23 protein-coding genes are annotated in these 22140 nt (G+C 55.7%); 19 read left to right on the top strand and 4 right to left on the bottom strand.

Annotated elements, in window-relative coordinates; genetic code table 11:
* The first annotated feature begins 1 nt into the window (after position 1).
* The 16 genes from IEW12_RS24000 to IEW12_RS23925 all read left to right on the top strand — a co-directional run bounded on the left by IEW12_RS24000 (position 2) and on the right by IEW12_RS23925 (position 15027).
* A complete protein-coding gene (locus tag IEW12_RS24000) occupies positions 2–895 on the top strand; it encodes a ParB/RepB/Spo0J family partition protein (RefSeq protein ID WP_188568663.1) in 894 nt (297 codons plus the stop codon).
* A gap of 12 nt (positions 896–907) precedes the next feature.
* Positions 908–1468, top strand: coding sequence for an RBBP9/YdeN family alpha/beta hydrolase (locus tag IEW12_RS23995; protein WP_188568662.1), 561 nt, complete (start codon positions 908–910; stop codon positions 1466–1468).
* A gap of 197 nt (positions 1469–1665) precedes the next feature.
* On the top strand, positions 1666–2010 hold the full coding sequence (locus IEW12_RS23990) for an ATP synthase subunit I (RefSeq protein ID WP_188568661.1): 345 nt from the start codon (positions 1666–1668) through the stop codon (positions 2008–2010).
* A complete protein-coding gene (gene atpB, locus IEW12_RS23985; protein ID WP_188568660.1) occupies positions 2007–2837 on the top strand; it encodes a F0F1 ATP synthase subunit A in 831 nt (276 codons plus the stop codon). Before IEW12_RS23990 ends, atpB begins: the two co-directional genes overlap by 4 nt.
* A 107-nt stretch (positions 2838–2944) precedes the next feature.
* Positions 2945–3187, top strand: coding sequence for a F0F1 ATP synthase subunit C (gene atpE, locus IEW12_RS23980; RefSeq protein WP_188568659.1), 243 nt, complete (start codon positions 2945–2947; stop codon positions 3185–3187).
* A gap of 69 nt (positions 3188–3256) precedes the next feature.
* The gene (locus IEW12_RS23975) at positions 3257–3727 is read left to right on the top strand and encodes a F0F1 ATP synthase subunit B (RefSeq protein ID WP_188568658.1); all 471 of its coding nucleotides are present in this window, start codon (positions 3257–3259) and stop codon (positions 3725–3727) included.
* 2 nt (positions 3728–3729) lie between these two features.
* Positions 3730–4263, top strand: coding sequence for a F0F1 ATP synthase subunit delta (locus IEW12_RS23970; RefSeq protein WP_188568657.1), 534 nt, complete (start codon positions 3730–3732; stop codon positions 4261–4263).
* A gap of 183 nt (positions 4264–4446) precedes the next feature.
* Positions 4447–5988, top strand: coding sequence for a F0F1 ATP synthase subunit alpha (atpA, locus tag IEW12_RS23965; protein WP_188568656.1), 1542 nt, complete (start codon positions 4447–4449; stop codon positions 5986–5988).
* A 39-nt stretch (positions 5989–6027) separates the two neighbouring features.
* Complete coding sequence (gene atpG, locus IEW12_RS23960) at positions 6028–6897, top strand: F0F1 ATP synthase subunit gamma (protein WP_188568655.1); 870 nt, start codon at positions 6028–6030, stop codon at positions 6895–6897.
* 30 nt (positions 6898–6927) lie between these two features.
* A complete protein-coding gene (gene atpD / locus IEW12_RS23955; protein WP_188568654.1) occupies positions 6928–8328 on the top strand; it encodes a F0F1 ATP synthase subunit beta in 1401 nt (466 codons plus the stop codon).
* Positions 8329–8408: 80 nt separating this feature from the next.
* Positions 8409–8831 (top strand): F0F1 ATP synthase subunit epsilon, encoded by a 423-nt coding sequence (locus IEW12_RS23950; RefSeq protein WP_188568653.1) that lies wholly within the window; start codon positions 8409–8411, stop codon positions 8829–8831.
* A gap of 108 nt (positions 8832–8939) precedes the next feature.
* Positions 8940–9398, top strand: a complete 459-nt coding sequence (locus IEW12_RS23945; RefSeq protein WP_188568652.1) for a CoA-binding protein — start codon at positions 8940–8942, stop codon at positions 9396–9398.
* A gap of 7 nt (positions 9399–9405) precedes the next feature.
* Positions 9406–10236 carry a PPK2 family polyphosphate kinase gene (locus IEW12_RS23940; RefSeq protein ID WP_188568651.1) on the top strand — a complete coding sequence of 277 codons (831 nt, stop codon included), beginning with the start codon at positions 9406–9408 and terminating at the stop codon, positions 10234–10236.
* A gap of 11 nt (positions 10237–10247) precedes the next feature.
* Complete coding sequence (locus tag IEW12_RS23935) at positions 10248–11021, top strand: SGNH/GDSL hydrolase family protein (protein ID WP_229751318.1); 774 nt, start codon at positions 10248–10250, stop codon at positions 11019–11021.
* 445 nt (positions 11022–11466) lie between these two features.
* Complete coding sequence (hemE, locus tag IEW12_RS23930) at positions 11467–12558, top strand: uroporphyrinogen decarboxylase (protein WP_188568650.1); 1092 nt, start codon at positions 11467–11469, stop codon at positions 12556–12558.
* A 441-nt stretch (positions 12559–12999) separates the two neighbouring features.
* Positions 13000–15027 carry a primosomal protein N' gene (locus tag IEW12_RS23925; protein ID WP_188568649.1) on the top strand — a complete coding sequence of 676 codons (2028 nt, stop codon included), beginning with the start codon at positions 13000–13002 and terminating at the stop codon, positions 15025–15027.
* A gap of 17 nt (positions 15028–15044) precedes the next feature.
* Here the strand turns inward: IEW12_RS23925 and IEW12_RS23920 are convergent, their stop codons facing one another.
* Positions 15045–15530, bottom strand: coding sequence for an SRPBCC family protein (locus tag IEW12_RS23920; protein ID WP_188568648.1), 486 nt, complete (start codon positions 15528–15530; stop codon positions 15045–15047).
* A 263-nt stretch (positions 15531–15793) separates the two neighbouring features.
* Between IEW12_RS23920 and IEW12_RS23915 the strand changes: the two genes are divergently transcribed.
* The gene (locus IEW12_RS23915; protein WP_188568647.1) at positions 15794–17845 is read left to right on the top strand and encodes a UvrD-helicase domain-containing protein; all 2052 of its coding nucleotides are present in this window, start codon (positions 15794–15796) and stop codon (positions 17843–17845) included.
* On the opposite strand, the gene IEW12_RS23910 is transcribed toward IEW12_RS23915, so the two are convergent.
* Entirely contained in the window at positions 17842–18309 is a 468-nt protein-coding gene (locus tag IEW12_RS23910) for a hypothetical protein (protein ID WP_188568646.1), read from the bottom strand. The genes IEW12_RS23915 and IEW12_RS23910 overlap by 4 nt on opposite strands.
* 5 nt (positions 18310–18314) lie before the next feature.
* Positions 18315–19133 carry a DUF72 domain-containing protein gene (locus IEW12_RS23905; protein WP_229751317.1) on the bottom strand — a complete coding sequence of 273 codons (819 nt, stop codon included), beginning with the start codon at positions 19131–19133 and terminating at the stop codon, positions 18315–18317.
* 156 nt (positions 19134–19289) lie between these two features.
* Here IEW12_RS23905 and IEW12_RS23900 point away from each other — a divergent pair, with 156 nt between their 5' ends.
* Positions 19290–19754, top strand: coding sequence for a DUF1579 family protein (locus IEW12_RS23900; protein ID WP_188568645.1), 465 nt, complete (start codon positions 19290–19292; stop codon positions 19752–19754).
* 14 nt (positions 19755–19768) lie between these two features.
* Here the strand turns inward: IEW12_RS23900 and IEW12_RS23895 are convergent, their stop codons facing one another.
* The gene (locus IEW12_RS23895; RefSeq protein WP_371874574.1) at positions 19769–20968 is read right to left on the bottom strand and encodes a low temperature requirement protein A; all 1200 of its coding nucleotides are present in this window, start codon (positions 20966–20968) and stop codon (positions 19769–19771) included.
* Between the two features lie 107 nt (positions 20969–21075).
* Here IEW12_RS23895 and IEW12_RS23890 point away from each other — a divergent pair, with 107 nt between their 5' ends.
* Positions 21076–22137 (top strand): hypothetical protein, encoded by a 1062-nt coding sequence (locus IEW12_RS23890; protein ID WP_188568644.1) that lies wholly within the window; start codon positions 21076–21078, stop codon positions 22135–22137.
* Positions 22138–22140: the final 3 nt, after the last annotated feature.

Here is a 22140-nt window from a genome sequence, read left to right as displayed (position 1 = left end):
GATGGCAACCAAAAAAATGACTGGCCTGGGTCGCGGCCTGGATGCGCTACTGGGAGGCGCAAGCGATTTCACCGAGGCGGTACCGAATGTGGTGGGCGCACCGACCAGCCTGCCGGTAACGCAGATGCAGGCCGGCAAATACCAGCCGCGTACCCGCATGGACGAGGGCGCGCTGGCGGAACTGGCCGCATCGATCAAGGCCCAGGGCCTGATGCAGCCTATCCTGGTGCGTCCGGTAGGGCAGAACAATGGCGTCACCCGCTACGAAATCATTGCCGGTGAACGGCGCTTCCGCGCGTCGCAGATGGCCGGCCTGGAAGAAGTGCCGGTGCTGGTGAAGGATGTGGACGACCAGGCTGCCGCCGCGATGGCGCTGATCGAGAATATCCAGCGTGAAGACTTGAACCCGCTGGAAGAAGCGCAGGGCATACACAGGCTGATCTCGGACTTCAGCTTTACCCATGAACAGGCAGCGACCGCGGTAGGCCGCTCGCGCAGCGCGGTTTCCAACCTGCTGCGTTTGCTGAACCTGGCCAAGCCGGTGCAGACCATGCTGATGGCCGGCGATATCGACATGGGCCATGCCCGTGCCTTGCTGGCAACCGACGCTGCTACGCAAATCCAGTTGGCCAACCAGGTGGTAGCCAAGCGCATGTCGGTGCGCGATGCAGAAAAACTGGTGATGCGCACTACCGCCGAACTGGCTTCGCCGAGCAAGCCGCGCGACAAGGCTGAGAAGTCGCGCGACATCACCCGCCTGGAAGAAGAACTGTCCGATTTGCTGGCGACCCAGGTCGTGTTGAAGATGGGCAGCAAGGGCAGGGGCCAAATGGTCATCGACTTTGCCGACCTGGATTCGCTGGATGGCGTGATCCTGAAGATACGCGGCCAGTAAGCGCGACACTGCATGAAGCCCGTCACCGTATTGCTGCTTCCCGGCCTGTACAACTCGGGCCCCGGCCATTGGCAGACCATCTGGGAGCACACTTTGCCGCAGGCGGTAAGGGTGCAGCAGCAAAGCTGGGACCAGCCGCATAAGGATGACTGGGTGGCAAGCCTGGCGGCGGCCGTCGCCGCGGTTGACGGCCCGGTGGTACTGGCTGCGCATAGCCTGGGTTGCGCGCTGACCGCATGGTGGGTCCAGTCGGGCATGCCGGGCCTGCAAAATACTGATGCGGATGACAAGATAAAAGGCGCATTGCTGGTGGCGCCGCCGGATGTGGAACGCGCCGATTTTCCCGCGTCCAGCTTTTCACCGATGCCGCAAATGCGCTTTCCCTTTACCTGCAAGGTAATCGCTTCCAGCAATGATCCATGGTGTGATATGGCTGTGGCGCAGGAATGGGCCGCGCAATGGGGAGCGGAATTTCACAAGCTTGGTGCGAAAGGTCACATCAATGGCGATTCCGGCCTGGGGGCCTGGCAGCAAGGCCAGGACTGGCTGACAGCATTTTATACTGCAGTGTAGAATTATCACAAAGACAACTATCGCACCATTGTTGGGCGCAACAGTATAAAGTTTGGAAAGGTTTGACGATAGGATGCACTACCACGTATAATTCCGTGGCTTTGGCTAGCGAGAGTTCGTGCTGGCCTGAACGAAGTGGTGGCACATGTTGGGAAATCAACAGGCGGTGCCCCAAAAAAATTGAATGAGGGAATGGCATGGCGCGTATGGTTCTGCTGCAATTGGCGGCAGTTTTGCTGGTCGCGCTGATTGCGGCGCTGATAGGCGGCGTTCCCTCAGGAGTCTCCGCGCTGTTGGGCGGCTTGTGTTGTGCGATCCCCAATGCTTTGTTTGCTGCGCGACTTTATGTCAGCGTGCTCAAACCGGGTGGCGCGAATCCGGTGACTTTCTTCATCGGTGAATTTGTCAAAATTGCCTCAACAATTGCATTAATGATTGCAGTTGTTAGTTTGTATCACGATTTGAATTGGGTAGCGTTTATCGCTGGGATCGTCGTGACGCTTAAAAGTTATTTTATTTTACTATTTAGACACCTATCATGAGCGCAACTGAGCACGCAGCAGTGACTCCATCGGAGTATATATCCCATCACCTGGGGCATCTCTCTACGTCTCATATTCCGCAAGAATCCTTGTGGGATATGTCTATCATCAATATAGATACGCTGTTCTGGTCCATCGCCTGCGGCGTGATCGGCACGCTGCTGATGTACCTGGCTGCCCGTAAAGCGACTTCCGGCGTGCCTGGCCGTTTCCAGTGCGCAGTTGAAATGCTGTTTGAAATGGTGGAAAACCAGGCCAAGAGCATCGTTCACGGCGACATCAGCTTCATCGCTCCTATGGCATTGTCCGTATTCGTCTGGGTTGCCCTGATGAACTCGCTGGACTTCCTGCCGGTGGACCTGTTTTCCCAATGGATCTTCCCTGTGCTCGGCATCAGCGCCGAGACCCACCACCGCGTGGTTCCTACTGCCGACTTGAACGGCACCTTGGGTATCTCCATCGGTGTGTTCGTCCTGATGATCTACTACAGCCTGAAAATCAAGGGCTTCGGCGGCTTCCTGAAAGAATTGTTCACAGCACCGTTCGGCCCATGGCTGTTCCCTGCCAACCTGGCATTGAATCTGGTTGAGTACGCTGCAAAAACTTTCTCCCTGGGCATGCGGCTGTTCGGCAACATGTTTGCCGGTGAATTGCTGTTCCTGTTGATCGCGATGCTGGGCGCCAGCGAGACCGTAGTCGGTAGCGTAGGCCATCTGGTAGCAGGTACAGGCTGGGCAATATTCCACATCCTGGTCGTTTTGCTGCAAGCATTTATTTTCATGATGTTGACCCTGGTGTACATGGGTCAGGCGCACGAAGCTCACTAAGAATCATCAAGCTGAGCTGTTGCCGGGGTTGTTTGAAATTTAGTTTTGGTTTTGGGTATTTTGTTTTTTGATTTTTATTATTATTTTTAAACTTTGAAGGAGTTGTCATGACTAACGTCGCTTTCGTTGCACTGGCTTGTGGTTTGATCATTGGTTTGGGCGCTTTGGGTGCATGTATCGGTATCGCTTTGATGGGCGGCAAATACCTGGAAGCTTCTGCACGTCAGCCAGAATTGATGGAAAAGCTGCAAGGCAAAATGCTGTTGCTGGCTGGTCTGATCGATGCTGCGTTCATTATCGGTGTTGGTATCGCGATGTTCTTTGCAACTGCAAATCCGTTCAAAGGCTAATTAGCTTTCCTTCTTGTACCGTAAGCAGGAAGCTGCTTACGGAACGATTAATTTGATAAGGAAACTATCGTGAATCTTAATCTGACAATGTGGTTCCAGGCTGCGGTGTTTTTCATCCTGGCCTACTTCACGGCGAAAGTCGTGTGGCCACCAGTGATTGGCATGATTGACGCGCGCAGGCAAAAAATTGCCGATGGTCTGGCAGCCGCCGACCGTGCACGCACCGAAGCGCAAGCGTCTGAAAAACGTGTGCAAGCCCAATTGGCTAGCGCAGGTGAAGAAGGCCAGAAACGCGTTCTCGATGCAGAAAAACGTGCTCAGCTGATCATTGACGAAGCCAAGAATACTGCAACTGCAGAAGCCGCACGCATCATCGCTGCCGCTAAAGCCGAAGCAGACAATCAAGTAACTAAAGCACGCGAAGAATTGCGCGACCAGGTGGCAACACTGGCAGTTAAAGGCGCCGAGCAAATTCTGAAACGTGAGGTCAATGCATCGGCTCACGCTGATCTGTTGGGCCAACTGAAAACTGAGCTGTAATCATGGCTGAACTCGCAACGATCGCTCGTCCTTACGCAGAAGCGCTGTTTCGCGTTGCTCAATCCGGCAACCTGTCCGCCTGGTCGGACCTGGTTACCGAGATGGGGCAAGTTGCTGCGCATCCCGATGTAGTGGCTCTTGCACACAACCCAAAGGTCTCCGCTTCGCAAAAAGCTGAGACCATCTTGTCCGTGCTGAAATCCCCAGTGACTGAAGAAGCCAAAAACTTCATCAATACACTCGCCGAGTACGACCGTTTGACCCTGTTGCCCGAAATCGCTACACAATTTCACGATCTGAAGAATGCGCAAGAAGGCGCCGCAGATGCAGAAATTTTCAGCGCATTTGAATTGACGGCTGCACAGTTGAGCGACCTGACTGCGACACTGGAAAAGAAATTCGGCCGCAAGTTGCACCCTAGCGTGAAAGTGGATGCTTCACTGATCGGTGGTGTGCGTATCGTGGTTGGTGACCAGGTGCTGGATACGTCGGTACGTGCCAAGCTGCAACAGATGCAAGTCGCCCTGACCGCGTAAGGTCACAAGTAAAGAATCTGAGCCAAGCGCAAAGGGAAGTTGATTCATTTTGGTGGGCGGCTCGGGCCCTGGTTACAAGCGCAGTCCCATGCAGGGACACTGAAATAATCAATGCGCAAACCGGGGCGTGCCGCGCTCAGATGATTTGAACTTCTCGACAGAGAAATAATATTAGGAGTTAGTATGCAACTCAACCCATCAGAAATCAGCGAGCTGATCAAGAGCCGGATTCAAGGTCTTGGCAACGGCGCTGAGATTCGCAATCAAGGTACGGTTATCTCCGTTACCGACGGTATCTGCCGCATCCACGGTCTGTCTGACGCGATGCAAGGCGAGATGCTGGAATTCCCAGGCAACACATTCGGCCTGGCGCTGAACCTGGAACGTGATTCCGTCGGCGCCGTTATTCTGGGCGACTACGAGCACATCTCCGAAGGCGACACTGTGAAATGCACAGGCCGCATCCTGGAAGTGCCTATCGGTCCTGAACTGCGCGGCCGCGTAGTGAATGCACTGGGTCAGCCTATCGACGGCAAAGGCCCGATCAACGCAAAAATGACAGCACCGATCGAAAAGATCGCTCCTGGCGTTATTGCACGTCAATCCGTTTCCGAACCTCTGCAAACCGGCCTGAAGTCCATCGACTCCATGGTTCCAGTTGGCCGCGGTCAACGTGAATTGATCATTGGCGATCGTCAAACTGGTAAGACTGCGGTAGCGATTGATGCCGTGATCAACCAAAAAGGCCAGAACGTTACTTGTATCTATGTAGCGATCGGTCAAAAAGCGTCCTCCATCAAAAACGTAGTGCGTTCCCTGGAAGCACACGGCGCGATGGAATACACAATCGTGGTAGCGGCTGCCGCTTCCGAGTCCGCAGCGATGCAATATGTATCCGCTTACTCCGGTTGCGCAATGGGCGAATACTTCCGCGATCGCGGTCAAGATGCACTGATCATCTATGATGACTTGTCCAAGCAAGCTGTGGCTTACCGTCAGGTTTCCCTGCTGCTGCGCCGTCCACCAGGCCGTGAAGCTTATCCTGGCGACGTGTTCTACCTCCACTCCCGTCTGCTGGAACGTGCAGCACGCGTGAACCCGGATTATGTAGAGAAGTTCACCAATGGTGAAGTCAAAGGCAAGACAGGTTCCTTGACAGCATTGCCTATCATTGAAACTCAAGCCGGCGACGTTTCCGCTTTCGTTCCAACCAACGTAATTTCGATTACCGACGGTCAGATCTTCCTGGAAACTTCCCTGTTCAACTCCGGTGTCCGTCCTGCGATTAACGCGGGTATTTCGGTATCGCGTGTTGGTGGTGCAGCGCAGACCAAGGTTATCAAAAACCTGTCCGGCGGTATCCGTACCGACTTGGCGCAGTATCGTGAATTGGCGGCGTTTGCGCAGTTCGCATCCGATCTGGATGAAGCAACCCGCAAGCAGCTGGATCGTGGTGCACGCGTTACAGAACTGTTGAAACAGGCTCAGTACGCACCATTGTCCATCTCCCTGATGGCCGTGACTCTGTTCTCCGTGAACAAAGGCTTCCTGGATGATGTGCCTGTGAAGAAAGTATTGGCTTTTGAAGCTGGCGTGCACAACTTCATGAAGACCAGCCACGCTGCATTGTTGCAAAAGATTGAAGAAACCAAGCAACTCGACAAAGATGGCGAAGCTGCCATGTCTGCCGCGATTGCTGATTTCAAAAAATCCGGCGCATATTAACCCCACCCCATTAACAGGGTTTAAAAGGAGTTAATACTCATGGCAGCAGGCAAAGAGATACGTGGCAAGATCAAAAGCGTAGAAAATACGAAGAAGATCACCAAGGCGATGGAAATGGTCGCCGCATCCAAAATGCGCAAGGCGCAGGACCGGATGCGCGCCGCCCGTCCCTATAGCGAAAAGATTCGTCAGATCGCTGCGAACTTGTCACAAGCAAACCCTGAGTACACGCATCCTTTCATGATCGCGCAAGACCAGTCCAAGAAAGTTGGCGTGGTTGTTGTGACGACAGACAAGGGTTTGTGCGGTGGCCTGAACACCAACGTTTTGCGTTTGGTCACCAACAAGCTGCGTGAACTCGAGGGCAAGGGTTCAACAATTGAAGCGGTCGCGATTGGTAATAAAGGTCTCGGTTTCCTGAACAGGGTAGGTGCAAAAGTCGTGTCGCACGCAGTGCAACTCGGCGATACGCCTCACCTGGACAAACTGATAGGCCCAGTGAAGTTGTTGCTGGATGCCTACCAGGAGGGGAAACTGGACGCGGTCTACCTGTCTTACACCAAGTTCATCAACACGATGAAGCAAGAGCCGGTCATGGAGCAGTTGTTGCCCCTGTCGGCTGCCCAGCTCGCAACAGACAAGTCTTCCCATACCTGGGATTACCTGTATGAGCCGGATGCGAACACCGTGATTGATGAGTTGCTGGTACGTTATGTTGAAGCGCTGATTTATCAAGCGGTTGCTGAAAACATGGCATCTGAACAATCGGCCCGTATGGTGGCGATGAAGTCAGCCAGTGATAACGCAGGTAATGTGATTGGTGAACTGAAACTGGTTTATAACAAGACCCGTCAGGCTGCAATTACCAAAGAGCTCTCCGAGATCGTCGCCGGCGCGGCAGCGGTTTAAAACTGAATTTAAATTATTGAAGGAACGAACATGGCTGATGGCAAAATCGTTCAGTGTATCGGCGCTGTGGTGGACGTTGAATTTCCACGCGACGCGATGCCTAAGATCTACGACGCCTTGAAAATGGAAGGCTCCGACTTGACATTGGAAGTGCAGCAGCAATTGGGTGACGGCATCGTCCGTACTATTGCTCTGGGTACTTCCGACGGTCTGCGTCGCGGCATGATGATTAGCAACACAGGCCACCCTATCATGGTGCCGACCGGTAAAGCAACACTGGGTCGCATCATGGACGTACTGGGTAACCCGATTGATGAATGTGGTCCGGTCAGCCGTGAAACCACAGCGTCTATCCACCGTAAAGCGCCTGCTTACGACGAACTGTCCCCTTCGCAAGAACTGCTGGAAACCGGTATCAAAGTTATTGATCTGGTATGCCCGTTCGCAAAAGGCGGTAAAGTTGGTCTGTTCGGCGGTGCGGGTGTGGGCAAGACCGTCAACATGATGGAATTGATCAACAACATCGCTAAAGCGCACAGCGGCTTGTCCGTGTTCGCCGGTGTGGGTGAGCGTACTCGTGAGGGTAATGACTTCTACCACGAAATGGCTGACGCTAAAGTGGTTGATCTGGACGAACCAGAAAAATCCAAAGTAGCGATGGTGTACGGTCAGATGAATGAACCGCCAGGCAACCGTCTACGTGTGGCATTGACAGGTCTGACTATTGCTGAAGGTTTCCGTGACGAAGGCAAAGACGTTCTGTTCTTCGTGGATAACATCTACCGTTACACACTGGCCGGTACTGAAGTTTCTGCGTTGTTGGGCCGTATGCCTTCCGCGGTGGGTTACCAGCCGACTCTGGCCGAAGAAATGGGTAAGCTGCAAGAGCGTATCACTTCGACCAAGACAGGTTCGATCACTTCGATTCAAGCCGTGTACGTTCCAGCGGATGACTTGACTGATCCATCCCCAGCAACAACATTTGCCCACTTGGACTCCACCGTGGTTCTGTCCCGTGACATCGCCTCCCTGGGTATCTACCCAGCGGTTGATCCACTGGATTCCACATCGCGTCAGCTGGATCCGCAAGTGGTTGGTCAAGAGCACTACGAAACAGCCCGCGCTGTGCAAGGTACTTTGCAGCGTTACAAAGAATTGCGCGACATTATCGCGATTCTGGGTATGGACGAACTGGCTCCTGAAGACAAGCTGCTGGTAGCGCGCGCACGTAAGATGCAGCGTTTCCTGTCCCAGCCTTTCCACGTTGCTGAAGTGTTTACCGGCTCTCCAGGTAAATACGTTTCGCTGAAAGATACAATCAAGGGCTTCAAGATGATTGCATCCGGCGAACTCGATCATCTGCCAGAACAAGCGTTCTACATGGTAGGTACTATCGAAGAAGCCATCGAAAAAGCGAAAAAAATCGGTTAATACCCGATGAGGCAGGAGTCCGGCACTGACCGGGCTCATGCTTCGCTTTTTTGATCCAGCAAGAATGAAAAGGGTCCAACATGGCACACACTATTCACGTTGACGTGGTTTCCGCGGAAGAGCTGATCTTCTCCGGCGAAGCCGAGTTCGTCGCGTTGCCGGGTGAGGCTGGTGAATTGGGTATCTATCCAAAACATACGCCACTGATTACCCGCATCAAGCCGGGTGCAGTACGCATCAAGGTAGCCGGCCAGGCTGACGAAGAGTTTGTCTTCGTTGCAGGCGGTTTGCTGGAAGTGCAACCTGACACTGTTACCGTACTGGCCGATACTGCGATCCGCGGTAAAGACCTGGACGAAGCCAAGGCGAACGAAGCGAAGAAAAGGGCAGAAGAAGCCCTGGTCAATAAAGAATCCAAAATTGACTACGCTCAGGCACAGGCAGAACTGGCCGCCGCGATTGCCCAACTGGCCGCAATTCAAAGATTGCGCCACAAAGGCTGATTGATTCAGGCGGGTAATAAGTTTTTGCCGTTTCAGCAAAAGCGCATTACAGGCAGTAAAATGAAGGCAGCTCAGGCTGCCTTTTTTTCGTCCCTAGCGGACGCCGCCATGAATGATACCGCCATGATGATCAATACCGACATCGCTGCCACCTTGCGCAATGCGCGCACGATCGCGGTCGTCGGTTTGTCCGCCAAGAGCCACAGGCCCAGCTACGGAGTGGCAGCCTACCTGCAGCAGCACGGCTACAAGATCATCCCGGTCAATCCTATGGAAGAGGGCAGCAGCATCCTCGGCGAGCCCTGCCATGCCAGCCTGGACGATGCGGTGACGGCTGCGCAGCAACAGGGCCTGCAGATAGATATTGTCGACTGTTTCCGCCGTTCAGAAGAAATACCCGCCATCGTGGATGATGCAATACGCCTGGGCCTGGGCTGCGTCTGGATGCAGCAGGGAGTGATTCACGAAGAGGCTGCGGCGAAGGCGCTGCAGGCCGGCATCAAGGTCATGATGGACCGCTGCATCAAGGTCGATCACACGATATTCAACATACCCAGGAAAGACTAAGACACCCATGCCTATCAGCTCCCTGTTTCGCCCCGGCAGCAAACTGAAGATCAAAGATGCAGACGCCAGCCAGCGCCTGCTGGACGACGGTGACAAGAAACTGGACAAGGATGAAGCCAAGACGCGCGATAAGCTTGCCACTATGAAACTGGGAGAGCATATCTCGGCCTACCAGGAACTGCTGTATGCGCAAAAGAAATACAAGCTGCTGATCGTGCTGCAGGGCATGGATACCTCCGGCAAGGATGGCACGGTGCGCGGTGTATTCGGCCAAATCAATCCGCTTGGTGCCCGTACTGTCGCTTTCAAGGCCCCCAGCAATGAAGAAAAAGAACACGACTACCTGTGGCGCGTGCACAAGGAAGTGCCAACCAATGGCGAGATCGTCATCTTCAACCGCAGCCACTATGAAGATGTGCTGATCACTCGCGTGCACGACTGGATAGATGACGCGGAATGTACGCGGCGCTATGCGCAGATACGTGATTTCGAACGCATGCTGACCGAAACCGGCACCGTCATCCTGAAGTTTTTCCTGCATATCTCCAAGCAGGAGCAAAAGCAGCGCCTGCAAGAGCGTATAGACGATCCGCACAAGCACTGGAAATTCGATCCGCAAGACCTGGTGGAGCGCAAATTCTGGGATGCGTACCAGACGCAGTATGAAAAGGTGATCGCCGCCACCGATGCCGAACACGCACCCTGGCATATCATCCCAGCCGATTCCAAGACCCAGCGCAATCTCGCCATTGCCAGCGTTGTAGTGGAAAAACTGGAAAGCCTGGAACTGGAATATCCGCCGGCCAAGCCGGAACTGGCCAAGCTCAAGATCAGTTGAGCGCAGCTGCCATGCTGCGATATTATCTGCCGGAATTGCTGGCTGTGCCGCTTTACCCGTTGCTATATCTGCAGGGAAAATACGTACGCAAGGTAACACCGCGCCTGCCTGAAGCTGCGGGAGAGGCCAACGGCATCGCATCCTCTGCAAGCCCATCCCCGGGCGATCAGCCGCCTCTGCGTTTGCTGGGCATAGGCGAATCGCCAGTCGCCGGGGTCGGCGTCACGCTTCTGGAACAGGCCATCACTGCCCAGTTTGCGCAGGCGCTGGCGGCGCAACAGCAGCACCCCGTGCAATGGCAGGCATTGGGCAAGAATGGCGCCGACCTGGCCCAGGCGCTGGAATTGATGGTGCCGCAATTGTCCGCATATGCGCCCGGGGTGGACATCGTGCTGATCGCTTTCGGCGTGAATGACACCACCTCTTTCCGCTCCGCCCGCCGTTACCGTAGTGAAATGACCCAGCTTATCTGCGCAGTGCGGGACAGGCTGGCGCCGGTGCGCATCATCCTTTCCGGCGTGCCGCCCATGCATGCGATGCCGGCTTTGCCGCAACCCCTGCGTTTTGTGCTGGGAAGCAAGGCCAGGGTGCTGGACAGTGTCAGCCGCGAGCTGGCAGCCGACTTTGCCAATGTGCACTATGTCGCGATGGGTTTGGATACCGACGATGCCGCTTTAATGGCCGAAGACGGCTATCATCCGTCCGAAAAAGGGGCGCGCTCCTGGGGACAGTATTTGGCCGAGACTATGCGCCTAAGCTTTGGGCAGCTTGTCCCTAAAAAATAATACTTAGGGTCACTTATGCACAGTAGTGCGACCAAGAAATACGCTGCACTGCAAATAACAGCACGAATTTCCACTCACTGGTATCAATGAAATCAAGCATTTACAGCGTGTAACTCAGTGTACTGGTCTTCTTAACCTGATTTAACGTTTTGCCATATAAACTGTCCACAAAGTTATCCACAGTTTGTCATCGAGGGTCTACCTGTGGATAAATGCTGGCAAGAAGCCGCAAATTGGATGCAAATAATCGAAATTACTGTTGCCGGTGTGCCTTCCTGCGGCGCATGGGTGATAATGTCGGTTTATTCTCATTTCATTCCTTCAGGCATCTGCTAAAGGCGCTGCGGCTGCGGCCAGTGCGCCGCAATCATTGTTAGCATCATTAGCATTGTCAGCGCGGGCAAGCCGCTGCAGGCCCGTTTGAAGAGCATAGTCGAAAGCAACCATGTCATCACAATTTGCGCCCTTGAAAAACGATACCTTCCTGAAAGCGCTGATGCGCCAGGAAACCGATTACACGCCTTTGTGGCTGATGCGCCAGGCTGGCCGCTATCTGCCTGAGTACCGCGAAGTGCGCAAGGGCGCCGGTTCTTTCATGAGCCTGGCCAAGAATCCCGACTTTGCCACTGAAGTGACGATACAGCCGCTGGACCGTTTTGCACTGGATGCCGCGATCCTGTTTTCAGACATCCTGACGGTGCCTGACGCCATGGGCCTGGGCCTGTACTTTGAAGAAGGCGAAGGCCCTAAATTTGAACGCCCGCTGAAAGATGAAAAAGCAGTCATGGCATTGCAGGTGGCCGATATGGGCAATCTGCAATATGTGTTCGATGCGGTGACGCAGATCCGCACCACGCTGAATGGCCGCGTGCCGCTGATCGGTTTTTCCGGCAGCCCATGGACGCTGGCCTGCTATATGGTGGAAGGCCAGGGCTCGCGCGAGTTCCATACCGTCAAGAGCATGATGTACAAGCGCCCGGACTTGATGGACCACATCCTGCGCACCAATGCGACCTCGGTGGCGGCTTACCTGAACGCGCAGATCGATGCCGGCGCGCAAGCCGTGATGATCTTCGATAGCTGGGGCGGCGCATTGGCCGATGGCGCCTACCAGCGTTTCTCGCTGCAATACATGCAGGATGTGATGCGCCAGTTGAAACGCGACAAGGATGGCCAGCGCATTCCAGCCATCGTCTTCACCAAGGGCGGCGGCCTGTGGCTGGAACAGATTGCCGACATTGGCGCCGATGCGGTAGGCCTGGACTGGACCGTGAATCTCGGCCAGGCCCGCGCCAGGGTAGGCGACAAGGTTGCCCTGCAAGGCAATCTGGACCCGGCCGTGCTGTTTGCCGGACCGGATCAGATCCGCGAGCAGGTGACCGCCGCGCTGACTTCCTACGGCAAGCCTGGCGCAGGGCATGGCCATGTATTTAACCTGGGCCACGGCATTTCGCAATTCACTCCGCCGGAGTCGGTCACGGTGCTGGTTGAAACGGTGCATGAAGTCAGCCGCAAAATGCGCCAAAGCCACGCATAAACAGTCGTTAAGCATTTGGCAAATACTGGCAAGGATTGCCACTTTTGCCCGCCTGCCTTGCCATTACGTCATGTTGCTCTGCAAAAGCGAGCATCCATGCGGTTGGCAGGGCATTAATGCCCCGCAGGCCCCTGAAATAGACGCTACAAAAACCTCATTTGCATGCACATTTTTTGATAGTTATGCACAAAAATGAGGAGGCTCTTATAAAACAAAAAAAATTATTTCCCTCACTCTGGGTAAATTTCTAAGTCATTGATTTATAAGAGATTAGTTTTTTTGTTGAGAATCACTTATTCCATCAGAACCCGCGTAAACGCTAGCGAATGTCGATGTCAATACTTCTTTCTCCACAAAGTTATCCACAGGCCTTGCGAGTTTACAAAAAATCACTTATGAAACGGGCAGTTAGCGCGTTTCCTCAAGGTTTACATTAAGTTCGTGGAACAATTATTCCTCACTATTGCGCTCGATACCCCGCTGGACAGGGTCTTCGACTACCGCTGGACTGCACAGCAGGAGGGCGAGCCGCGACCGCAGCCGGGGCAACTGGCGCTGGTGCCTTTCGGCCGCCAGGAAGTGATGGGCATCATCGTCAGCGTAGGCAGCAATACTGATGTTCCTGCGGACAAGCTGAAGGATGTGCTGGCGGTACGCAGCCAGCTGGCACCGTTGTCCCCGCACTGGCTGGCGCTGTGCGGTTTCGCTGCAGACTATTACCAGCGCCCGCTGGGGGAGGTCGCGATTCCGGCACTGCCGAAGAATTTGCGCGTGGCCAAGTCCACCTCGCTGGACAATAACCTGAAGAAACTGGCCAAGGCCGGCCTGGGCAATGACGCCAGCCCCAATCCGGAACCTGCGCTGAATGCCGCACAACAACAGGCGGTGGATGCGATCAGCAGCGCCAGCCGGTTTGCGCCGCATCTGCTGTACGGCGTCACCGGCAGCGGCAAGACTGAAGTCTATCTGCAGGCCAGTGCCCGCGTGCTGCAGCAAAGCCCGGATGCGCAAATCCTGATCCTGGTGCCGGAAATTAATCTGACGCCGCAACTGGAAGGGCATCTGCGCAGCCGTTTTTCCGGCATACAGATTGCGACCTTGCATAGCGGCATGGCCGAGGGCGAGCGCCTGCGGCATTGGCTGGCAGCGCATCTGGGCCAGGCCCGCATCGTGCTCGGCACGCGACTGGCCATCCTGGCCTCGCTGCCGAATTTGAAAATGATCGTCATCGACGAAGAGCACGATCCTTCCTACAAGCAACAGGAAGGCCTGCGTTATTCGGCGCGCGACCTGGCAATCTGGCGCGCGCGGCAACTGGATATCCCGGTGGTTCTGGGCTCTGCAACGCCGTCGCTGGAGAGCTGGCTGCATGCGCGCACCGGCCGCTATACCAAGCTGGCGCTACCGGAAAGGGCGGTCAAGAACGCGGTTTTACCTGCCGTAACACTGATCAACACCGAGCGGGAAAAGCCGCTGAACGGCATTACCCCGACCTTGATCTCGGCTATCAGAAAGCGTTTGGAGAAAGGTGAGCAATCACTCTTGTTCCTGAATCGGCGCGGTTATGCGCCTGTGCTGGCCTGCGATGCCTGCGGCTGGATCAGCAATTGCACGCGCTGTACCGCGCATCTGGTTTTGCATAAAGGCGACCATGCCTTGCGTTGCCACCACTGCGGACTGGAACAGCGCATACCTCGTTCTTGCCCGACCTGCGGCAACATCGACCTGCAGCCTTTGGGGCGCGGCACGCAGCGCATGGAAGAGGGTTTGCAGGCAGTTTTCCCGGAGGCAAGGGTGTTCCGCATCGATGCGGACTCCACCCGCCTGAAGGGCAGCGCCGAGGCTGCTTTCGATACCGTGCACCGCGGTGAAGTGGATATCCTGATCGGCACCCAGATGGTCGCCAAGGGCCATGACTTTAAAAACCTGACCCTGGTCGGCGCGCTTAACCCGGATAGCGCGCTGTTTTCGCAAGACTACCGCGCCAGCGAAAGGCTGTTTGCACAATTGATGCAGGTGGCAGGGCGCGCCGGGCGGGCGGCGACCAAAGAGGGCGGCAATCCCAGCGAAGTGATGATACAGACCCGTTATCCACAGCATCCCTTGTATCACTGGCTGATGTCGCACAACTATGACCGCTTTGCCGATGATCTGCTGGAAGAGCGGCAGGGCGCCGGCATGCCGCCGTATATCTACCAGGCGCTGCTGCGCGCAGAAGCCAGGGAGCTGCAGTTCGCGCTGGATTTCCTGCATGAGGCGGCCGTCTGTGTCGAGCATCCCGGCATCACGATGAACGATCCTATCCCGATGACGATGACCCGCGTCGCCAATATGGACCGTGCGCAATTGCTGGTAGAGTCTCCATCGCGGCCGGCATTGCAGGCATTTGTGAAGCAGTGGATAAATGCCCTGCGCTCAATGAAAACCCGCGTCAAATGGTCGGTAGAGATAGACCCTGTGGATATCTGAGATATTCCTGAGGTCGTTCAGGAATTCAGGCTGGCCGGCAACAAGCCTTCTTCCACCATCTCGCGGATGACCTTGATGGTGTCGATATCGGCTTCCTGGTAGGCGGAGCGGCGGTATTCGTTATACATCTCGTTTTCCGCATCTTCTGCCGCCGTATGGCCGTCGTCGTACGCAAAGCGCACGAACAGCGCATGCGGCTGCGGCTCTTCTATGCTCATGCGCAGTGTCGAATGCGGGATGTCGTTCTGAGCAGCCACGTCGTAGTGCACGTAGTTCTGCGGATCAAACTGCACCTTGTCGTTGATGATCAGGTCGCCGAACTTCAGTGTGCGCGAGATAGCCTTGTCGGCGCGCTCGGTGATCGTGCAATCGTCCATATACGGCACGAAAAACTTCGGCGACTCTGCGCGCACCACCAGGCCGCGCCATAATTGCTCGCGGGTAATGACTTGCGTCAGTGGGTTGTTCAGGTCGTTGATTTCTATCAGATGTTCGAATTTCATATTTACCTCGTAGGCCATCCGCTATTTTATGCCAAGCGCCTTTTCCACGCTAAATTACCGTATAAACAATTATTAGGGAATGATCGGCACGGATTTGTCATTCGCCACCCCATATGATGGTAAATAGTCTATTAAGACTATTACGTAAGGCAAGCTTGCCGCAGTAAATTACCGGCTTTGCGCATCGCGCACCTAATCGCACTTACAATAACGGGCTTGCAGCGCATTTGCCGCCTCCCCGAATTTCTGATTGCCCCTGAACTATGTCCCACGGTTTAAATACCCCCCAACGCGATGCTGTGAATTACATGGACGGCCCCTGCCTGGTGCTGGCCGGGGCCGGGTCGGGCAAGACCAGGGTGATTACGCAAAAGATCGCCAACCTGATAGAGCAGCATGGCTACGATGCCAGGAGCATCGCCGCGCTGACCTTTACCAATAAGGCCGCGCTGGAGATGCAGGAACGTATCGCCAAACTGCTGCAGGAACCCAAGAAAGCCAAGCAACTGACGGTATCCACCTTCCACTCGCTGGGCGTGAAGATACTGCGCCAGGAAGCGCAGGCGCTGGGCCTGAAGGACAGGTTTTCCATCATGGACAGCGATGATTGCTTTTCGCTGGTGCAGGATCTGGCGATCACTACCGACAAGCAGTTGATACGCCGCATACAGACCGCGATGTCGCTGTGGAAGAATGGCCTGGTCGATCCGGAAGCCGCGCTGAACCAGGCCAAGGATGAAGAAGAAGCCAGTGCCGCGCGCATCTATCGCAGCTATGTGGCCACGCTGAGCGCCTACCAGGCGGTGGATTTCGACGATCTGATACGCCTGCCGGTGGAATTGTTCCGCACCAATGAACAGGTGCGCGACAAATGGCAGCGCCGCCTGCGTTATCTGCTGGTGGATGAATATCAGGACACCAATACCTGCCAGTACGAGCTGGTAAAATTGCTGGTGACCGGCATAGGCAAGAAGCCTATGTTTACCGCCGTGGGCGACGACGACCAGGCGATCTACGCATGGCGCGGCGCCACCATAGAAAACTTGAAGACGCTGCAAGTGGATTTCCCCGACCTGCAGATCATCAAGCTGGAACAGAATTACCGCTCCAGCACCCGCATCCTGCAAGCGGCCAATTCAGTCATCGGCAATAATCCCAAGCTGTTCGACAAAGCACTCTGGTCCGAACACGGCCTGGGCGACCCGGTCAAGGTATTGGGCATGCAGGATGACGAGCAGGAGGCCGACCAGGTCGCCATCATGATTTCTGCGCACCGCTTCGAGCGCCGCGCCAAGTATTCCGACTATGCGATCCTGTACCGCGGCAACCATCAGGCCCGCGTGATCGAACAGGCGCTGCGCAAGGAGCGCATTCCTTACACTATTTCCGGCGGCCAGAGCTTTTTCGACAAGGCCGAGATCAAGGACATCATTGCCTACCTGCGCCTGATCGCCAATGAAGACGACGATCCGGCCTTCATCCGCGCGGTGACAACGCCCCGGCGCGGCGTCGGCCAATCGACTCTGGAAGTGCTGGGCTCATTTGCCGGCCAATGGCAGTGCTCGCTGTTTGAAGCGGTGTTCAAGGGCGGCATTGAGGCCTTGCTGCCGGAGCGGCAACTGAGGCCCCTGCGCGAGTTCGGCAACTTCATCAACCACCTGGAAATGCATGCGCACCGCGAAGACCAGGCGACCGTGCTGCTGGATGAGATGATGAAAGAGATCAATTACGAAGGCTATCTGTACGACAGCTTCGACGATCGCGCAGCGCAAAGCAAATGGCAGAACGTGATCGACTTTACCAACTGGCTGAAGCAGAAGGGCAGCGGCGGCAAGGAAGGCACGGACGACCACCGCAGCCTGCTGGACCTGACGCAGATGGTGGCGCTGATGTCGATGATGGAAGGCAAGGACGAAGAACCGGATGCAGTGCGCATGTCCACCTTGCACGCATCCAAGGGGCTGGAGTTCCCGCATGTGTTCCTGGTCGGCGTGGAAGAGGGCATCCTGCCGCATAAGGGCGATCCGGATGCGCCCGCCGAGACCATCGTTGCGCGCATAGAAGAAGAGCGCCGCCTGATGTATGTAGGCATCACCCGCGCGCAGCGCAGCCTGCATATCACCTGGTGCAAAAAGCGCAAGCGCGCCGGTGCGCCGGTGCATTGCGATGTATCGCGTTTTATCAAGGAAATGAAGCTGGATGAGGGCGATGCCGTGCCGACCGAAGAAGAAGCAATCACGCCGCAAAACCGGCTGGCGAATCTGAAGGCCTTGCTGGCGACGCCTAAGCCGATTCCAACTGAACCGGCAGCTTAGCGTTCATTCCTGAGAGCGGCCCGGCATTCGCGTTCCAGACTGCGCTCGCCTTCCACCAGACCGGCGTAGACACCGCAGGGCCATGTATAGTCGTTGATATACCAGTAAGGCGGCTCTGACGCACATATTTCGGCCTGCGCGATGCGCCACTTGCCGTCTGCCTTTGCCAGCACTACCCACAGCATCTTGTCCAGGTCCGGATTACAGGATTGCGCCTTGGACCAGTCCAGCGGTTTACCGTCCGCCTGCAGCAAGCCGCCTACTAGCACCGCCCAGTTCGCGTCTGTATTCAAGTGATCGACCTTGAATTTGACCGGCTGGCCAGCCAGCCTGGAAATCACAGGCCGTGCAGCTTCCAGTATGTCCTTGCGTTCAGAGACCGATGCCGGAGCGGCAATGCTGTTCAGTCCAGCCAATAGGAGCGGCAGCAAGACTGCGAGTTTGTGCTTCAGAGCAGCGGGCATGGAATTTATTTCTTCGCGTTCAAAATTTCAATCAACTGCTTCGCCGCCGCCGGAGCCCTTTCCTTGGCGCCGTTGATGAAATACATGAACACGTCGCGCGGCTTGCTCTTGTCTCCGATTGCACCCGCATATGGCAAGTCGTCCGGCTGGCCGCCGCTGCTCCATAATTCTGCCCGCGCCGCCCATTTCTTCAGCGCGGGTTTGCTGTAGCCGGTGTCTATGTCCGATTGCGCGCTCATCAGCCGCGCATAGACCAGCTCGCCGGTGATATCGGCAAAGGAAGGATATTCTTCCGAATCGGTAAATACGGTAGCGATCTTGTGCTTCCTGGCCAGCGCCAGATACTCTTCGCACAGGAAGCTGTCATGGCGGGGATCCAGCACATGGCGCAGTTTCAGCTTACCCAGCTTATCCGGCAGCAGCTTGAAAAAAGCTTCCAGGTCGTCGGCATCGAAGCGCTTGCTGGGCGCCAGTTGCCATACGATGGGACCCAGTTTTTCACCCAGTTCCGACAGACCGCTATTGATGAACTTATCCACCGATTCACCGGCTTCGGCCAGCACCTTGCGGTTGGTCGTGTAGCGCAAAGCCTTCAAAGAAAACATGAAATCGTCTGGCGTCTGCGCATGCCAGTTGGTATAGGTCTCGGGTTTGAAAGTGCCGTAGTAGGTGCCGTTGACCTCGATGCCGGTTACTTGCCGGCTGGCATATTCCAGTGCGCGTTTCTTTGGCACATCGGGCGGATAAAAAGTCTCGCGCCAGGGATCATAGTCCCAGCCGCCTATGCCTACACGTATGCCGCCAGCCATTGCACTCTTGCTCATCGTTCCATTCTCCGTAAGAAGCCTATGTTACCGACCTGATTGCAAGCTGCCAGCATATGCCAAAGCGCATTTTATTGCAGCATGCTTTCCGATTGCCTGGCTAAAAATAAGAGAGTAAGTTAATGCCTTTCATAAAACATATTCTGGGGAGGGCGTATGGCAGGCATATTTTCCAATTTCGTCGGGCAATGGGAGGGCCGCAACCGGCTGTTTCTGAGCTGGCCAACGCCATCAGAATTTTTGTCCGACACAAGGCTGACGGTGACCGAACTTGCCGACGGCTCCCTGCTGCAACTCAATTATGACTGGAGCCATGAGGGCAAGCCGCAGCAAGGCATCCTGCTGCTGGCCTATGACGCAGAAAAAAATAGCGCGACGGCATCCTGGGGCGATTCCTGGCACGCCAGCAAAAAGCTGCTTCCGAGTAGCGGCGCCATCGGTGATGACGGCCTGGTCAATCTGCTCGGTTCCTTTGAAGCGCCGCCCGATCCAGATTGGGGTTGGCGCATATTGCTGAAGCCTGTGTCTGGCAGCGAGATGCAGATTGCGATGTATGTGATACCGCCGGGTGAAGAAGAGCAAGAGGCCGTGACGGCAAATTACCGCAGACTGCCGGGGTGACGGCATTGCCGGGTTTAGGGGTTACGCAGCGACAGCGTTTCCCACACCGCGACGATGATCAGGATCACGGTCATCGCCGCTGTCAGTAGCAGCGGCGTCATTCCATGGTAAAAAATCAGCAGCACCAGTAGTGCACCGGTCAGCCCCAGCCCGGCCAGATGCGATAGCGGCATACGGTCCAGCGGCGAAGTCAGCCACTTGAACAGCAGGTTGCCAAACAAAAACAGCATGGGGCCGCCGGTGATGGCGGCGATGGCAGCACCGGTCAGATGGCCATCGGGATGGGCCAGCAGCATTTCATCGCCCACCGCGCCGACGATGACACCGCCGACGATCAGCAGGTGGATGTAGGTGTACACCATGCGGGCGATGCGGCCGGGGTCCTGCGACTTGCTGATGTGGTGGCTGCCGCGTTCGGCGCCGATATTGAAGTAGATCCACCACATCGCCGCACTGCCGATAAAGGCGATAGCGAAGGCCGCCAGCGTCGATGCAGACCAGGCCAGCTCGGCGAAAGTGGCGCCGGTGACCAGGATGGATTCTCCCAATGCGATGATGATGAAGAGCGAACAGCGCTCGGCCAGATGGCCGCCTTCCACATTCCAGTCGGCGGTGGTCGAGCGGCCCAGGCCGGGTACCCAGAAGAACAGCGCAGGTGAAATATATTCTATGCATAGCGCTGCTATCCAGCATATCAGGCGGTCGCTCTCTTCCGCGATGCCTCCTGCAATCCAGAATGCAGCAGACAATAGCAGCCAGACCAGTACCCGCAGGAAATTACGAAGCAAATCGGGCGATCCATGCCGGATTGCCCACAGCATGAACAGTGTACGTCCGACCTGCATGCCGACAAACACGAGGGCAAATACCAGTCCCTTGTCGCCGAAGGCTTCCGGCAGCGACGCCGACAGTACCAGCCCGGCCAGCATCAGCACAAACAGCATCAGCCTGACAGGTACGCGGTCCGGGTCCAGCCAGTTGGTAATCCATAAGGTATAGATCCATACCCACCATACTGCGAGAAACAGCAAGCCGGTGTGCAAGGCTCCGGCCGGCGTCGCGTGCTTCAACAGCGTATGCGACAACTGCGTGACGGCAAACACGAACACCAGGTCAAAGAATAACTCTATCTTGGTAACCCTGGCGTGCTGGTGCGCGCCGCGCTGCCGAAGCAAACTCTTACTTGGCAGGCTCATGCCGGAATGCTGTTCCATGTTTCTGGCCTCTCTTTTTTATGAGCAAGTGTTTGCCCCAATTATAGGCATGGCCTGCCGCATGGTGTAAAGTCGCGTGGTAGCCACCAGCCAGCCGAGTCTTTCTCATGCCGCTTGCGCCAAACCGCATTTCCAGGGATAGAGCCAATTTCAGCGGCACGCTGACGGCCGCCGAGATAGCCTCGCTGCTGGATGACAAGGAACTAGGCATCCTGCAAACCAGCTCGCAGCCGGACATACTGACTTGCAAGCGGCTTAACGAAAGCCTGTTTGCGTTGCGGCCCGAGCTGGAACTGCGTATCTATGACGGCAATGGCGCGGTGTGCGACCTGTCGTTTTTAAAGCACATGGACTGCGTGCGCCACTTCTCTGCCGATTGCCTGCAACAGGCGGCCGGCCTGCAGCATCTGGCCAGCCTCAAGAACCTGCATAGCCTGGCAATAGGCATCGCCGATTTGCCCGATTTTGATTTTTTAAACCAGCTGCCCGACGGTGAGCTGCAGACTCTGTACATAGGCAAGTCCGGTGCGCGGCCTGAACAGCAGCCGGATTTACAGGTCTTGCAGCGCTTTGGCAATTTGCGCATCCTGCATCTGGAAGGGCAGCAAAACCGGCTGGAACAGATCGGCGGCCTGGCCCAATTGCATGACCTGACGCTGCGCTCGGTGAAGCTGGAAAACCTGGAGTTTTTGCGCTCCTTGCCTAAGCTATGCCTGCTGGATATCAAGCAATGCCAGATACAGGATTGGTCGGCATTGCGCCAGTTGCAGCAACTGCAGTTTCTGGAGCTGTGGCAGATCCGCGGTTTGCAGGACCTGTCCTTTATTTCGTCCATGACAGGGCTGCAGAATTTTTTCTTGCAGGCGCTGGGGCAGGTGGCAGCATTGCCTGACGTATCCGGCTTGCACAAATTGCGCAGGGTCTATCTGCACACGCTCAGAAAGTTAAGCGACATCAAGGCGCTGGAACAGGCGCCCGCGCTGCAAGAGTTTGCGCATGTGGCGGACAGCCGATGGCAGCCTGAGGATTATGCCGGGCTGCTGAAACTGCCCACGCTGACAAGTGCCGCGGTGGATTTCGGCAACCAGAAAAAAAACCAGGTATTTCGCGACATGCTGCATCAGCGGGGTTTGCGGGAATACGTTTATACAGAATTTCAGTTTATATAGGGC

It is taken from the genome of Parundibacterium terreum, assembly GCF_014636315.1.
GTDB classification, from domain to species: Bacteria; Pseudomonadota; Gammaproteobacteria; order Burkholderiales; family Burkholderiaceae_D; genus Undibacterium; species Undibacterium terreum.
Note: the sequence above shows the minus strand (reverse complement) of the source record. Positions and strands in the feature narration are given on the sequence as shown.

Excerpts from the sequence above, each read along its gene's own strand:
- IEW12_RS23920 (WP_188568648.1), bottom strand. The coding sequence starts at position 15,530 with ATGAAATTCGAACATCTGATAGAAATCAACGACCTGAACAACCCACTG.
- IEW12_RS23890 (WP_188568644.1), top strand. The coding sequence starts at position 21,076 with ATGCCGCTTGCGCCAAACCGCATTTCCAGGGATAGAGCCAATTTCAGC.
- IEW12_RS23910 (WP_188568646.1), bottom strand. The coding sequence starts at position 18,309 with ATGCCCGCTGCTCTGAAGCACAAACTCGCAGTCTTGCTGCCGCTCCTA.
- IEW12_RS23945 (WP_188568652.1), top strand. The coding sequence starts at position 8,940 with ATGAATGATACCGCCATGATGATCAATACCGACATCGCTGCCACCTTG.
- IEW12_RS24000 (WP_188568663.1), top strand. The coding sequence starts at position 2 with ATGGCAACCAAAAAAATGACTGGCCTGGGTCGCGGCCTGGATGCGCTA.
- IEW12_RS23940 (WP_188568651.1), top strand. The coding sequence starts at position 9,406 with ATGCCTATCAGCTCCCTGTTTCGCCCCGGCAGCAAACTGAAGATCAAA.
- atpB (WP_188568660.1), top strand. The coding sequence starts at position 2,007 with ATGAGCGCAACTGAGCACGCAGCAGTGACTCCATCGGAGTATATATCC.
- atpA (WP_188568656.1), top strand. The coding sequence starts at position 4,447 with ATGCAACTCAACCCATCAGAAATCAGCGAGCTGATCAAGAGCCGGATT.
- hemE (WP_188568650.1), top strand. The coding sequence starts at position 11,467 with ATGTCATCACAATTTGCGCCCTTGAAAAACGATACCTTCCTGAAAGCG.
- IEW12_RS23905 (WP_229751317.1), bottom strand. The coding sequence starts at position 19,133 with ATGAGCAAGAGTGCAATGGCTGGCGGCATACGTGTAGGCATAGGCGGC.
- IEW12_RS23935 (WP_229751318.1), top strand. The coding sequence starts at position 10,248 with ATGCTGCGATATTATCTGCCGGAATTGCTGGCTGTGCCGCTTTACCCG.
- atpG (WP_188568655.1), top strand. The coding sequence starts at position 6,028 with ATGGCAGCAGGCAAAGAGATACGTGGCAAGATCAAAAGCGTAGAAAAT.
- IEW12_RS23895 (WP_371874574.1), bottom strand. The coding sequence starts at position 20,968 with ATGGAACAGCATTCCGGCATGAGCCTGCCAAGTAAGAGTTTGCTTCGG.
- IEW12_RS23900 (WP_188568645.1), top strand. The coding sequence starts at position 19,290 with ATGGCAGGCATATTTTCCAATTTCGTCGGGCAATGGGAGGGCCGCAAC.
- IEW12_RS23950 (WP_188568653.1), top strand. The coding sequence starts at position 8,409 with ATGGCACACACTATTCACGTTGACGTGGTTTCCGCGGAAGAGCTGATC.
- atpD (WP_188568654.1), top strand. The coding sequence starts at position 6,928 with ATGGCTGATGGCAAAATCGTTCAGTGTATCGGCGCTGTGGTGGACGTT.
- IEW12_RS23970 (WP_188568657.1), top strand. The coding sequence starts at position 3,730 with ATGGCTGAACTCGCAACGATCGCTCGTCCTTACGCAGAAGCGCTGTTT.
- IEW12_RS23915 (WP_188568647.1), top strand. The coding sequence starts at position 15,794 with ATGTCCCACGGTTTAAATACCCCCCAACGCGATGCTGTGAATTACATG.
- IEW12_RS23990 (WP_188568661.1), top strand. The coding sequence starts at position 1,666 with ATGGCGCGTATGGTTCTGCTGCAATTGGCGGCAGTTTTGCTGGTCGCG.
- IEW12_RS23995 (WP_188568662.1), top strand. The coding sequence starts at position 908 with ATGAAGCCCGTCACCGTATTGCTGCTTCCCGGCCTGTACAACTCGGGC.
- atpE (WP_188568659.1), top strand. The coding sequence starts at position 2,945 with ATGACTAACGTCGCTTTCGTTGCACTGGCTTGTGGTTTGATCATTGGT.